The organism is Altererythrobacter sp. C41 (genome assembly GCF_016803135.1).
In the GTDB taxonomy this organism is placed as follows: Bacteria; Pseudomonadota; Alphaproteobacteria; order Sphingomonadales; family Sphingomonadaceae; genus Pelagerythrobacter.
In genome coordinates this window covers 716,813-730,288 of sequence record NZ_JAEVFE010000001.1, presented here as the reverse complement: position 1 = coordinate 730,288, position 13,476 = coordinate 716,813, and the positions used below count along the sequence as shown (strand labels likewise).

Sequence of the window (13,476 nt, the reverse complement as noted above, 5' to 3'; positions counted from 1 at the left end):
TACCTGGGAGAGGCCGCCATGGCCCAGCGCATCATCGCATCCGCCCTTCTTGCCGCCGCGACCCTGGGTCTCGGCGCATGCAGCACTTACGGTGACGGCTACGGATATTACGGCGGCTCGGTCGGCTACGGCAGCGGGTACTACGACGACTATTACGACGGGTACTATGGCAGCAGCTACTATCCGTACTACGGCTGGTACAATGACTACTACTATCCGGGTGCGGGCTACTACATCTATGACCGCAGCGGCCAGCGCCACCGCTGGGACGACGATACGCGCCGCTATTGGGAATCGCGCCGCGAACGCTACCGCGACCGGGGTGATCGGCGCGAGAACTGGTCGCGCTATCGCCGCGACGACGACCGGCATGAATGGCGCGGCCGGGACCGGCGCGGCGATCGCGACCGCTGGGACCGCGACCGGCGCTGGCGCGACAGGGACGACGATCGCCGCTGGCGCGGCCGTGACCGGGACGACGATGACCGCCGTTGGCGGCGCGACCGCGACGACTGACGCGCCGGCTTAGCCGCCGCGCGCGCGTTCGTGGTGGCGGATGACCTCGTCGATGATGAAGCGCAGGAACTTTTCTGAGAATTCGGGGTCGAGGTGCGCTTCCTCGGCCAGTTTGCGCAGGCGCGCGATCTGCTTCTCCTCCCGCCCCGGATCGGCCGGGGGGAGGGCATTGGCCGCCTTGTATTCGCCCACTGCCTGGGTGATGCGGAAGCGCTCCGCCAGGATGTGGATCAGGGCGGCGTCGATATTGTCGATGCTGCGGCGGAAGGCGGCGAGCTGCGCGTCGCCTGCGGAGTTGGAATCGGGCATCGCGGCGGGGCTTATCACGCGCAGGCGCGCAATTCCAAGCTTGCCAAGCCCGGTCCGCCGCAGCAATGCGTGCGCGCCATGACAGCCGACGTCGTTCCCCTGCCGCGCCGCCGCCCCACGCTCGATCCCATGCTCGCGTTGACGGCGCACGGGATGAACGCGGTCAATGCCGTGATTCTTGAGCGGATGCAGAGCGACATTCCGCTGATCCCGCGGCTCGCCGGGCACCTGATCTCGGGCGGAGGCAAGCGCCTGCGCCCGATGCTGACGCTCGCGGGGGCGGATCTGGTCGGTTACCAGGGTGCGCGTCATCACAAGCTCGCCGCTGCGGTCGAGTTCATCCACACCGCCACGCTGCTGCACGACGACGTCGTCGACGGCAGCGAGCTCAGGCGCGGCAAGGCCGCGGCGAACATCATCTTCGGCAATCCGGCGACCGTGCTGGTCGGCGACTTCCTGTTCAGCCGCGCGTTCGAACTGATGACCGAGGACGGCAGTCTCAAGGTCCTCAAGATCCTTTCCAGCGCGAGCGCGATCATCGCCGAGGGCGAAGTCTCGCAGCTCACCGCGCAGCGCCAGATCGAGACGAGCGAGGAACGCTACCTCCAGATCATCGGCGCCAAGACCGCCGCCCTGTTCGCCGCCGCCAGTCGGATCGGCGCCGTGGTCGCCGAATGCGGCGAGCGGGAGGAGCAGGCGCTCGACGATTACGGTCGCAACCTCGGCGTCGCCTTCCAGCTCGTCGACGATGCGATCGACTACGATTCGGACGCCGCCGAAATGGGCAAGGACCGCGGCGACGACTTCCGCGAAGGCAAGATGACGCTGCCGGTGATCTTCGCCTACGCCCGCGGGACGCCGGAGGAACGCAAGTTCTGGCAGGCCGCGATCGCCGGCCACCGCACGTCCGACGACGATCTCGCCGAAGCGATCGCGCTGATCGGCAAGTACGACGCGGTCGAGGCCACCCGCGAACGCGCCCGCCACTTCGCCGCCCGCGCGGTCGACGCGATCTCGATCTTCCCCGACGGCAAGGCCCGCGCCGCGATGGCCGAAGCGGCGCACTTCGCGGTGGCGCGGGGGTATTGAGGGTTCCTGCTCTCTCCCCTTCGGGGGAGAGATACGCAGGCTTGCGAGCTTGCTCGCTAGCCGGAGTTGAGAGGGGCGAAGCCGCAGCGGACGGCGAATGTTGCGCGAGTTCCCCTCTCCCCAACCCTCTCCCCTGAAGGGGGGAGGGCTATCGTCAGGTTGATCCGCTTCCCCCCGATTGGCGAGGTCGGTAGAGCGGACGAAATGCCAGACCACCTCCCCATCCACGCCGTCCTGCCGGACCTCCTCGCCGCCCTGCGCACATCCGGTGCGGCGGTGCTGGTCGCGCCACCGGGCGCGGGCAAGACCACCGCCGTGGCACCCGCGCTGCTCGGCGAGGACTGGTGCACCGGGCAGGTGATCCTCCTCAGCCCGCGCCGGGTCGCCGCACGAGCCGCAGCCGAGCGGATGGCCGAGATGCTGGGGGAGAAAGCAGGCGAGACGGTCGGCTATCTGACCCGCCTCGACAGCCGAACTTCCGCCCGGACCCGGGTGCTCGTCATGACCGAGGCGATCTTCGTCAACCGGGTGGTCGAGGACCCCGAGCTCGCAGGCGTCTCGGCCGTGCTGTTCGACGAGGCGCACGAGCGGCATCTCGACAGCGACCTCGGCCTGGCGCTCGCGCTAGAGAGCCGCGCAGTGCTGCGCGAGGACCTGCGCATCTGCGTCATGTCCGCGACGATCGACGGCGCGCGCTTCGCTCGCCTGCTGGGCGAACAGGCACCGGTGATCGAGAGTGAGGGCAGGGCCTTTCCCCTCGAAATCAGATGGTTGGGCTCGTCACCCGACAGGCGGGTTGAAGATGCCATGGCGCAGGCCGTGCTCACCGCCTGGCGCGAGGAGAGCGGCGACGTGCTCGCCTTCCTCCCCGGCGTGCGCGAGATCGAGCGCACGCGCGAGCGGCTGGCGGAGCGCCTGCCCGAAGTGCCGATCCTCCCCCTGCACGGCCAGGTCGAGCCCGCCGGGCAGCGCGCCGCCATCCGGCGCGATCCGCAGGGCCGCCGCCGCATCGTCCTCGCCACGGCCATTGCCGAGACCTCGCTGACGCTCGACGGCGTGTCGGTCGTGGTCGACAGCGGCCTCGCCCGCCATGCCGAGTTCGACCGCGCGGCGGGCACCACGCACCTCGTCACCCGCCGGGCGAGCCAAGCTTCGGCTGGCCAGCGTGCGGGCCGCGCGGCGCGGCAGGGGCCCGGCGTGGCCTACCGCCTGTGGGAACAGGCGGCGCATCCCGGCCGTCCCGAATTCGACCTGCCGGAGATCGCCACCGCGGACCTCGCGCCGCTCGCGCTCAGCCTCGCGCGCTGGGGAACGGCGGACCCGGCTGCGCTCGCGTGGCTCGATCCGCCGCCCGCCGCCTCGATCACCTCCGCGCGCGAGCGATTGATGCGGCTCGGCGCGCTCGACGGCGATGGGCGGATCACGCCGCGCGGCGAGATACTGGCAGCCCTGCCGCTTGACCCGGCGCACGGGGCGATGGTGCTCTTTGGCGCGGAGCATGGCGCCGCGCGCGAGGCGGCGCAGATCGCGCTGCTGTTGCAAGAACGCGGCCTCGGCGGGCGCGGCGAGGACATCGCGGCACGCTTGCAGCGCTGGGGCGCCGACCGCTCCCCACGTGCCGAGGCGAGCCGCAAGCTCGCGGCACGCTGGGCGGAGCGGGCGGCGCGGCAAGTTTCCGGCCCGGCAAGGAGCGAGGTGCCTGCCGCCATCCTCCTCGCCGCGGGCCTGTCCGACAACGTGGCCCGCCGCCGCGATCCCTCGGGCGAGCACTGGCTATCGGCCGGCGGGCGCGGCTTCGTGCTCGACCCGGCGAGCCCGCTCGCGCGCGCCGAATGGCTGGCGATCGGCGATGCGCAGGGGCAGGCGAGGGGCGCGCGGATCACCGCCGCGCTCGCGTTGGAGGAGGCGGATCTCGAACGCTGGCTCCCCGAACGGATCGAGCGTCGCTCGGTCCTGCGGTGGAACGAACGTGAAGGCAGGGTGGAAGCGCGGCTCGAACGCCGCCTCGGCGCCATCGTGCTCGCCAGTGGCCCTGACCCCGCGCCGGACCCAACCGGGGTTGTGGATATCCTTGTGGAAAAGGCTGTGGAGGGGTTGGGTACCTTGCTCCCACCCGAGCTCATCGCCCGTGCGCGCTACGCCGGGATCGACGCGCTTTCGCCCGCAGCGCTTGCGGAAACGGCAGACCTTTGGCTGCGGCCGCTGCTCGAGGGGCGCCGCGACCTCGCGGTGCCGCGCGGGAAGCTGGTCGACGCGCTGCTCGGCCAGCTCGACTGGGACAGCCGCCAGCGTTTCGACCGCGCCGCCCCGCGAGAATTCGTGTCGCCCGCCGGCACGCATCACCCGATCGACTACACCGGCGACGACGCGCCGAGCGTGGAGGTGCGCGTGCAGGCGCTGTTCGGGCTCGAGCGGCACCCCATGGTCGGTGCCACGCCGCTCCTCCTCAAGCTCACCAGCCCCGCCGGCCGCCCGATCCAGGCGACCCGCGACTTGCCCGGCTTCTGGCGCGGAAGCTGGGCCGACGTGCGCAAGGACATGAAAGGCCGCTACCCCAAACATCGCTGGCCGGAGGAGCCGTGGACCGAGAAGCCCAGTCTCAAGACCAAGAACGCGTTCGGCGCGGGGAAGGGCTGAGAAAACAGAGGTTCGCGCAGAGTTCGCAGAGGACGCAGAGAAAATTTGGAGCGGCGAAGCCGCATTTTGAATCTCTGCGCACTCCGCTCCTCTGCGGTCTCTGCGCGAAACCACAACCGAAGAACTTGATTTTCGCGCGGCGCCGAGGAAAGGCGATCCCATGTCTGCACGAATCTACCAGCGACCGAAGAACGCCATGCAGTCCGGCAAGGCGCGCACGTCCGAATGGGTGCTCGAATTCGAGCGCTCCGAAGCGCAGCGTCCTGACCCGCTGATGGGTTGGACCGGCAGCGCGGACACGCAGTCGCAGGTGCAGCTCACCTTCCCGGACAAGGAAGCGGCGCAGGCCTATGCCGCGAAATACGGCATCCCCGCCCGCGCCCACGCAACCCCTCCGCGCCACCTCAAGATCCAGGCCTACGCGGATAATTTCCGGTAACCAGATTTAGATCCTCCCCGTTTTCGCGCAGCGCAAACGGGGAGGGGGACCGCCAGCCGCAGGCTGGTGGTGGAGGGGCAAGGCGTACCGGTTACCCCTCCGTCACGCGCCTGTGGCGCGCGCCACCTCCCCATTTGTGCTTCGCAAAAATGGGGAGGATCTGTGGCTGCGCTTCGCGCCCGACCCCTCCCGCCCGCGGGAGGGGCGCGAGACTTGCCAGCTTGCTGGCTAGTCGCAGCGGGGTGGGCCTGCGCGGTTGCAATCCGCCGCGACCCTCGCCATATGCGCCGCGGGAGTCGGGTGGACGTTCGCGTCCGCCAACCTGGTCAGGTCCGGAAGGAAGCAGCCATAACGGATGGCAGCGGGTCGCTCGGCTCCTTTTTCACCCCGCTTTTCACCGCCGGTTTGGGCCGCCGCGCATGACATTGGCGGCGGTTGCCCCTACCTAAACGCGCATGGGTGATTCACCGGACACTTCGGGCGATCTCCCCTGGGATACCGGGGAGGAGGACCAGACCGAGCCGAGCGCCGCCGAGCTCGAGGCGGCGGGCCAGTCCGCCATGTTCGGCGATGCGCCGCCACCGCCGCCCGAACCCGCGCCTGCGCCCCCCGCCAAGCCGGACGCATCCGCGCAGCCCTACCGCGTGCTCGCGCGCAAGTACCGGCCGCAGACCTTCTCCCAGCTCATCGGGCAGGAGCCGATGGTCCGCACGCTCGCCAATGCGATCGCGCGCGACCGGCTGGCCCACGCCTTCCTGATGACCGGCGTGCGCGGGGTCGGCAAGACCTCCACCGCGCGCCTGATCGCCAAGGCGCTCAACTGCGTCGGGCCCGATGGCGAAGGCGGCCCGACGATCGATCCCTGCGGCGTGTGCGAGCCCTGCAAGGCGATCGCCGAGGGTCGCCACATCGACGTGATCGAGATGGACGCCGCCAGCCACACCGGCGTCGACGACGTGCGCGAGATCATCGAGGCGGTCCGCTACGCCGCGGTCAGCGCCCGCTACAAGATCTACATCATCGACGAAGTTCACATGCTGTCCCGCAATGCTTTCAACGCCTTGCTGAAGACACTTGAGGAACCTCCGGCCCATGTGAAGTTCCTCTTCGCGACCACCGAGGTCGACAAGCTGCCGGTCACCGTGCTCAGCCGCACCCAGCGCTTCGACTTGCGCCGCATCCCGACCGAACTGCTCCAGGCGCACTTCGCCTGGGTCTGCGAGCAGGAGGGCGTCGCGGCCGAGCCCGAAGCCCTGCACATGGTCGCCGCCGCCGCCGAAGGTTCGGTGCGCGACGGGCTTTCGATCCTCGATCAGGCGATCGCCCATGCCGACATGGGCGAGGAAGGCAAGGTGACCGCGGGCCGCGTGCGCGACATGCTCGGCCTCGCCGACAAGGGCGCCCAGCGCCGCCTGCTCGGCACGATTCTGGAAGGCGACGCCAAGGGCCTTCTCGCAGGGGTCGCGGATCAATACGCGCTCGGAGTCGAGCCGCTGGCGCTGATGCGCGGGCTGATGGATCTCGTCCACCGCATCACCGTCGCCCAGATCGGCGGCGGGGAGCCCGAGGCGCCGAGCGCCGAGGAGCGGGCGGCGCTGGCCGAATGGGCGGGCCGCCTGTCCGCCGGGCAGCTCCACCGCCTGTGGCAGCTCCTGCTCAAGGGGCACGAGGAAGTGCGCCAGGCGCCGGACCCGCTGGTCTCGGCGCAGATGGCGCTGCTGCGCGTGCTCCATGCCGCCGACCTGCCCGACCCGGGCAAGCTGGCGAAGAAGCTGGAGGACCTGGCCGCGAACGGCATCGCCGCACCTGCGAGCGGCGGGCAGGGCGCGGGCGGCGCGGCCCCGGCGGCGGCGCTCGACTGGCGGCAGCTCGTCGACAAGATCCGGGCCGCGGGTCACCACCACGCCGCCAGCATCATGGAACTGCAGGTCCGCGTGGTCCTGCTCGAGACGGGCACGCTGCGCTACGCCCGCGCCGCCCATTTCCGCGACGATATCGCCCCGCAACTGCGCGACGCCCTGACGGCGGCGACCGGCCAGCGCTGGATCGTCGAACAATGCGAAGAACAAGGCGTCCCCTCGCTCGTTGAGCAGGAGGAGGCCGCCAGGGCCGCCGAACAGGCGAAGGTGCGCGCGCACCCGCTGGTCGAGGCCGCCTATGCCGCGTTTCCCGAGGCCCAACCGGTCGAGGAAGCCGAAATCCACAGCTCCGGCCGTGCCGCCTGGGGCCGCTGACGAGACGAAGAGGACTACCCGATGCAATCGATGGAAGAGATGATCCAGGCCGCGCAGAAGGCCGCCGAGACGATCCAGACCCAGATGGGCGAGATGCAGGCCAAGCTCGATGCGATCGAGGTCGAAGGCGTTGCCGGCGGCGGCCTGGTCAAGGTCCGCGCCAGCGCCAAGGGCCGCATCCTGCGCGTCGAGATCGACGAGAGCTTGATGAAGCCGGAAGAGAAGCAGATGGTCGAAGACCTCGTCACCGCCGCTTTCAACGACGCCCGCGACAAGGCCGACCGCGTCTCGGGCGAGGAAATGAAGAAGATGCAAGGCGGCCTCGGCCTGCCCCCCGGGTTCAACCTGCCGGGCATGGGGTGATCGCGCGGCACGGGGCGCGATCCCGCAGGGAACGCGGGTGAGACTCGCCGCGAGCGCGAGCCTCGCGGGCGCCGCGGCGTGCCTGCTGGCCGCTTGCGCTTCACCCGCTCCGCCATCGCACACGCCGCCCGCGCCCGCGGCGATCGAGGTGCAGACCGAAGACGTCACGCGCTTCTACGAGGTCTACGAAGCCACCGGCGGGCGGCCCAGCGCCGAACAGATCCAGCACGACTATCTCGACCGGGGCTCGACCGGTCTGCGCCACCTGCTCGCGGTGCGCAACGTCAATGCGGGGAACATCGCCCGCGCGCTCGCGGAAAGGCCCGAGCTCTATACCAACGCGCGGACCTGCCTTGCCTCGCTCCCGCGCGTCGCCGACCGGCTGGAGCGGACATTCCGCAATCTGCTCGAGATCTATCCCGAGGCCGACAAGCCCCCGGTGACGATCCTGGTGAGCCGCGGCAAGCCGATCGCCATCGCCGAGCGTGGGCGCGGCGTGCAGGTCGCGCTCGAAGGGATGTGCTCCGACCTGGCTGCAAAGGTGCTCGGCGGCGATGCCGACGACCGCTTCGTCAACGTGATCGCGCACGAATACATTCACGTGCAGCAGCCGCCCGTGGCCGGCGAGCCGACCGTGCTCCAGCGCGCGATCGCGGAAGGCGTGGCCGAGTTCGTGGGAGAGCTGATCTCGGGCGGCATCGCCAATGTCGCCGTCCATGCCTCGGCCGAAGGGCGCGAGCGCGAGCTCGAAACCCGGTTCCTAGCCGATGCCGGCAAGACCGACCTGTCGGCCTGGTTCGACAACACGACAGCGGACGATCCCGGGCAGCTCGGCTACTGGGTCGGCTACCGCATCGCCAAGGCCTACTACCGCCGAGCGCCCGACAAGCGTGCCGCGATCCGCGACCTGATCGAGGCCCGCGACGCCCGCGTGCTCCTGGCACAAAGCGGGTGGTATCCGGGCATCGCGCTGGATTGACCGGCCGAGGGCCGGGCGCCAGGGCCTCCCGCCTCACCGCGAATTCAGCATCTCCAGCAGCTCGGCCAGCCGCTGTCTGCGCGGCAGTAGCTCCTTCCGGGCGGCGCGGCTGCTGTCATAGGTGGTCGACGCGATCGAAATGATCAGGAAGGCGGCCGTCCCGGCGGTCAGCCAGATGTCGTCCGTCCGGTTGATCTCCATGATCAGCCAGACGATCAGCGACGCGCTCGCCACGATCGGTGCCGACCAGAGCAGGAGATTGCTCCAGCGCCCGACTTGCGAGAGCCGGTAGTCGATCAGCGAGAGATTGCGGCGGACCTCGTCCTGCAATGTGCTGCCGAATTCGCGCTCCCGCACGCTCTGGCGCCGGCGGCTCAGCCACAGCGCGCCGATCCATAGCGCGGTCGCGCCGACCCCGGCCGAAAGCGCCAGGACGGCCTGAAGCGAAAGGCCGCGAAAGTGGAGGAACGCCCACAGCGAGGCGAGTGCGACCGCCGCCATGACACCCCCGACCGCGTAAGTCGTCCACTGGTCCCAGCGCAGCGCGCGGCGGATGCCGGCCTGTTCGTTCCGGAGAACCAGGCGCAGCAGGTCGCCGTTGACACCGTAGAGCGGCCGCTCGTCCTGCGCCTTCCAGGCCTCCATCATCTGGTCAAAGTCCATCGGTCTGCTCCTTCCCCAGCCGGGCGGCCAGCGCCGCCTTGATGCGGTTGATCCTCACCCCGACGTTGCTCTCGCCGAGGCCGAGGATCTGCGACATGTCGCGGTAGCTGAAGCCGTCGAGCATCAGCAGCGCGAGCGACCGGTTCACTTCGTCGAGCTCGGCGATTTGCCGGTAGATCCACTCGATCCGCGGGTCGCGCTCGGGCGGGGCGACCAGCAGCGCGGTCGCCGCGTCGAAGTCCTGCCGTCCGCGGCCGTGCTTGCGCTCCTTCCGGCTCCATGCGAGCGCAGTGTTGAGCGCAACACGGTAGATCCAGGTCGCAATCGCGGAATCGCCGCGAAACGCCGCGAGCGAGTGCCAGACCTGCAGCGCGATCTCCTGGAACAGGTCCTCGCGGTCCGCGTGCGTGGCGCCGTAGGCGCGCGCCACCTTGAACAGGATGGCCTTGTGCGCCTCGATCCAGCTCTCGAAAATCCCGTTGCGTTCGGCGTCGGTCATCGTCCCCACCTTCGCGCCGTTAGTAGCAGGGCGGAGGGAATTTCTTACACGAGACCGAAAGACGTGACGCCCGCTAGGCCCCGATCGCCATCCGGATCGCCTGCTCGACCGGCGAATAGGCGCCGTCCTTCCGCTCTAGCCGGATCGGCTCGCGCGGGAGGAGCGGGGGCTGGGCCATGAAGCGGGGTTCGGTGCCGCGATGGGGCTGGGCCGCGTGGACCAGGAACGGGTGGCACAGGTACACGGTACCCGCCTCGCCGGTGGCGAGCACTTCGGGCCGGTGGGCCGACGCCGCGAAGCCGTCGGCAGCGAGTTCTCGCAGCGTCAGGCCCGCCTCGCCCGCGGGGGCGAGCTGGCGGGCGATGTCGATATGCGATCCGGCGCGGATGCGGGTCGGAGCGTCCTCCGGCCCGACGTCGGAGAACAGGAACAGCATGAGCAGCGCGCGGCCCCTGCTGTGGACGTTGGCGCGCCATTCCATGAAGTCCGGATTTTCCTCGCCGAAGCTGACGTCGACGTGCCAGCCGTCGTCGCCCGGATTTTCGGGCGAGGGGAAGCGGACCGGAAACGTGCCCAGCGCCATCGGCGGCAGCCAGCGCCCGGGACCGACGAGCGCGTCGAAAGCCGCGTGGAGCGCCGGGCCGTTTGCCGCCTCGCGGAACGGAGGCTGCGCATAATGGCCGAGCCGGACGACGGGCCGGGCCCAGGTCGCGCGGTCGTGCGGGTCGCAGCCGGTGTCGCGCCACAGGATCGCGCGCGCTTCCTCCGCCAGCGCTTTCGGAAACGCGCGGTCGATGCGGATGAAGCCGTCGGAGAGGAACGAGGCGATTGCGCCGGCATCGGGCGCAGCGGTGGTGTCAGGGGTCATGAGGTGCTTTCCATCGAATGTGCAGAAGTTCGCCGCGCCCGCTCATCGCGGCGCCGGCAGGTTCGCTATCGCGATCCGCTCAGACGAGCGGAAACGCCGCTGCGCGATGGAAGATCATGAACGTCATGCCGCAATAGTAGGGGTCTGCCGCGCCGGTTGCAAACGGAGGGATAGTTCCGCCGAAAACCATTTTCCTACATCGCCTCGATTTGCCATCGTCTTTCGGATCCCGAGTCGCACCGCCTCGCTTTGGTCCCGCCCGCTCACCCGCCGCCCTTCCCCCGCGCGTGCTACGCGAGCAGGCTCGCTGCACCTCGCATCACAAGGTGACACTTTGCCCAGCCACCGCGTCACATGTGTCAACAGCTTCGGCCATCGCCGGCATTGCGGCCCGCGCGGCGGGTTCCCATATCCGGGACCAAAGGGAGCGCGCCTTCCGCGCTCCACGGACGGATTGACAGCATGAACCAGCAACACCCCCTTCTCCCCCTGCGCGACATCGTCGTATTCCCCGGCATGGTCGTCCCGCTCTTCGTCGGCCGCGACATGTCGGTCGCGGCGCTGGAAGCGGCGATGGAGGGCAGCAAGGACATCTTCCTGCTCTCGCAGCTCGACCCCGGTTGCGACGATCCCGGCGCGGACGATCTCTACGACGTGGGCGTGGTCGCGCAGGTGCTGCAGCTCCTCAAGCTGCCCGACGGCACGGTCCGCGTGCTGGTCGAGGGCACCGCGCGGGCGCGGCTGGAGGAGATCAGGCCGAACGGCGACTTCATGGTCGCCGAGGTCTCGGTGCTGGAGCCGGAAACCGCTTCGGGCAGCGAAGTCGTCGCCATGATGCGCCAGGTGGTCGAGCAGTTCGGCGAGTACGCCAAGCTCAACAAGAAGCTGGGTGAGGGCGCCGGCGACGATCTGGAGGAGATCGACGACGCTGGCCAGCTCGCCGACACGATCGCCGCCGCGATCAGCGCCAAGGTTTCCGACAAGCAGGCCGTGCTGACCGAGCGCGACCCGCTCAAGCGGCTCGAGATGGTCCTCTCGTTCATGGAGGGCGAGCTCTCGGTCCTGCAGGTCGAGCGCCGGATCCGCGGCCGCGTGAAGCGGCAGATGGAGAAGACCCAGCGCGAATACTACCTCAACGAGCAGCTCAAGGCGATCCAGAGCGAGCTCGGCGGTGGCGACGGCGAGGAAGGCGACGAGATCGCCGAGCTGCAGGAGAAGATCGACACCCTCGAGCTCTCCGCCGAAGCCAAGGCCAAGGCGCAGAGCGAGCTCAAGAAGCTCAAGTCGATGCAGCCGATGAGCGCCGAGGCGACCGTCATCCGCAACTACCTCGACGTGCTGCTCGGCCTTCCCTGGGGCAAGACGAGCGAGCTGAAGAAGGACATCGCCGAAGCGCAGGCGATCCTCGACGAGGATCATTACGCGCTGGAGAAGGTCAAGGATCGCATCGTCGAGTACCTCGCGGTGCAGGCGCGGGCCCAGAAGCTGAAGGGCCCGATCCTGTGCCTCGTCGGCCCCCCGGGCGTGGGCAAGACCAGCCTCGGCAAGTCGATCGCCCGCGCGACGGGCCGCGAGTTCGTGCGCCAGAGCCTCGGCGGCGTGCGCGACGAGGCGGAGATCCGCGGCCACCGGCGCACCTACATCGGCTCGCTGCCGGGCAAGATCGTCACCAATCTGAAGAAGGCGGGGAAGAGCAATCCGCTGTTCCTGCTCGACGAGATCGACAAGCTCGGCCAGGACTTCCGCGGCGATCCCGCCTCGGCGCTGCTCGAAGTGCTCGATCCGGAGCAGAACTCGAAGTTCCAGGATCACTACCTGGAGCTCGATATCGACCTCAGCGACGTGATGTTCGTGACCACCGCGAACAGCCTCAACCTGCCGCAGCCGCTGCTCGACCGGATGGAGATCATCCGGCTCGAGGGCTACACGGAGGACGAGAAGGTCGAGATCGCCCAGCGCCACCTGATCGCCAAGCAGATCGAGGCGCACGGCCTGGCGGAAGGCGAGTTCGAGCTGACCGAGGACGGCCTGCGGGACCTGATCCGCCACTACACTCGCGAGGCCGGCGTGCGCACGCTGGAGCGCGAGATCGCGCGGCTGGCGCGCAAGTCGCTGCGCCGGATCCTCGAGGGGAAGGCGGAAAGCGTAACCATTACGCCCGACAACCTCGGCGAGTTCGCAGGGGTGCGGAAGTTCAAGCACGGCGTCTCGGAGGACGAGCCGCAGGTCGGCGCGGTCACCGGGCTCGCCTGGACCGAAGTCGGCGGCGAGCTGCTGACGATCGAGAGCGTGACCACGCCGGGCAAGGGCGAGATCAAGACCACCGGCAAGCTGGGCGAGGTGATGACCGAGAGCGTCGCAGCCGCGTTCAGTTTCGTGAAGGCGCGCGCGCCGGCTTACGGCATCAAGCCCTCGATCTTCCAGCGCAAGAACATCCACATTCACCTTCCCGAAGGCGCCGTGCCGAAGGACGGGCCGAGTGCGGGCATCGGCATGGTCACCTCGATCGTCTCGACGCTGAGCGGGATCGCGGTGCGCCCCGACGTGGCGATGACCGGCGAGGTCACGCTGCGCGGGCGGGTGCTGGCGATCGGCGGGCTCAAGGAGAAACTGCTCGCCGCGCTGCGCGGCGGGATCAAGACCGTCCTGATCCCCGAAGAGAACGTGAAGGATCTCGCCGAAATTCCGGCCAACGTGAAGGACGGGCTCGAGATCGTGCCCGTCAGCCATGTCGATCAGGTGCTGGAGAAGGCGCTCGTCGCCGTGCCCGCGCCGATCGAATGGACCGAGGCCGACGATATCGCCAGCCAGCCGGCCCATCCCGGGCAGCCGCTCGGCGACCGTCCCGCGACCGCGCACTGAGCGGAAGCGGACGCGGCG

Annotated in this window: 12 protein-coding genes and 1 other RNA gene; 9 read left to right on the top strand and 4 right to left on the bottom strand. The window is 69.4% G+C overall.

The window, feature by feature from the left end; genetic code table 11:
- Window positions 1–18 precede the first annotated feature (18 nt).
- Entirely contained in the window at window positions 19–516 is a 498-nt protein-coding gene (locus tag JNO53_RS03500; protein WP_203107639.1) for a hypothetical protein, read from the top strand.
- Between the two features lie 9 nt (window positions 517–525).
- On the opposite strand, the gene JNO53_RS03495 is transcribed toward JNO53_RS03500, so the two are convergent.
- Window positions 526–825, bottom strand: coding sequence for a chorismate mutase (locus JNO53_RS03495; RefSeq protein WP_203107637.1), 300 nt, complete (start codon window positions 823–825; stop codon window positions 526–528).
- Window positions 826–903: 78 nt separating this feature from the next.
- Between JNO53_RS03495 and JNO53_RS03490 the strand changes: the two genes are divergently transcribed.
- From JNO53_RS03490 to JNO53_RS15500, 7 genes are all read left to right on the top strand, one after another.
- Window positions 904–1,914 (top strand): polyprenyl synthetase family protein, encoded by a 1,011-nt coding sequence (locus tag JNO53_RS03490; RefSeq protein ID WP_203107635.1) that lies wholly within the window; start codon window positions 904–906, stop codon window positions 1,912–1,914.
- Between the two features lie 204 nt (window positions 1,915–2,118).
- The gene (hrpB, locus tag JNO53_RS03485) at window positions 2,119–4,551 is read left to right on the top strand and encodes an ATP-dependent helicase HrpB (protein ID WP_203107633.1); all 2,433 of its coding nucleotides are present in this window, start codon (window positions 2,119–2,121) and stop codon (window positions 4,549–4,551) included.
- Between the two features lie 160 nt (window positions 4,552–4,711).
- Window positions 4,712–4,990 carry an ETC complex I subunit gene (locus JNO53_RS03480; RefSeq protein WP_203107631.1) on the top strand — a complete coding sequence of 93 codons (279 nt, stop codon included), beginning with the start codon at window positions 4,712–4,714 and terminating at the stop codon, window positions 4,988–4,990.
- 289 nt (window positions 4,991–5,279) lie between these two features.
- Window positions 5,280–5,374: signal recognition particle sRNA small type (gene ffs / locus JNO53_RS03475), an RNA gene on the top strand.
- Window positions 5,375–5,445: 71 nt separating this feature from the next.
- Window positions 5,446–7,224, top strand: a complete 1,779-nt coding sequence (locus JNO53_RS03470; protein ID WP_203107629.1) for a DNA polymerase III subunit gamma/tau — start codon at window positions 5,446–5,448, stop codon at window positions 7,222–7,224.
- Window positions 7,225–7,245: 21 nt separating this feature from the next.
- Window positions 7,246–7,587 carry a YbaB/EbfC family nucleoid-associated protein gene (locus JNO53_RS03465; RefSeq protein WP_203107627.1) on the top strand — a complete coding sequence of 114 codons (342 nt, stop codon included), beginning with the start codon at window positions 7,246–7,248 and terminating at the stop codon, window positions 7,585–7,587.
- 37 nt (window positions 7,588–7,624) lie between these two features.
- Window positions 7,625–8,566, top strand: coding sequence for a gliding motility protein GldB-related protein (locus JNO53_RS15500; protein WP_203107625.1), 942 nt, complete (start codon window positions 7,625–7,627; stop codon window positions 8,564–8,566).
- A 33-nt stretch (window positions 8,567–8,599) separates the two neighbouring features.
- On the opposite strand, the gene JNO53_RS03455 is transcribed toward JNO53_RS15500, so the two are convergent.
- The 3 genes from JNO53_RS03455 to JNO53_RS03445 all read right to left on the bottom strand — a co-directional run bounded on the left by JNO53_RS03455 (window position 8,600) and on the right by JNO53_RS03445 (window position 10,596).
- On the bottom strand, window positions 8,600–9,229 hold the full coding sequence (locus JNO53_RS03455; RefSeq protein ID WP_203107623.1) for a hypothetical protein: 630 nt from the start codon (window positions 9,227–9,229) through the stop codon (window positions 8,600–8,602).
- A complete protein-coding gene (locus JNO53_RS03450) occupies window positions 9,219–9,728 on the bottom strand; it encodes an RNA polymerase sigma factor (RefSeq protein WP_203107621.1) in 510 nt (169 codons plus the stop codon). Before JNO53_RS03450 ends, JNO53_RS03455 begins: the two co-directional genes overlap by 11 nt.
- Window positions 9,729–9,801: 73 nt before the next feature.
- On the bottom strand, window positions 9,802–10,596 hold the full coding sequence (locus tag JNO53_RS03445; protein WP_203107619.1) for a phytanoyl-CoA dioxygenase family protein: 795 nt from the start codon (window positions 10,594–10,596) through the stop codon (window positions 9,802–9,804).
- A 462-nt stretch (window positions 10,597–11,058) separates the two neighbouring features.
- Here JNO53_RS03445 and lon point away from each other — a divergent pair, with 462 nt between their 5' ends.
- The gene (gene lon / locus JNO53_RS03440; protein WP_203107617.1) at window positions 11,059–13,458 is read left to right on the top strand and encodes an endopeptidase La; all 2,400 of its coding nucleotides are present in this window, start codon (window positions 11,059–11,061) and stop codon (window positions 13,456–13,458) included.
- Window positions 13,459–13,476: the final 18 nt, after the last annotated feature.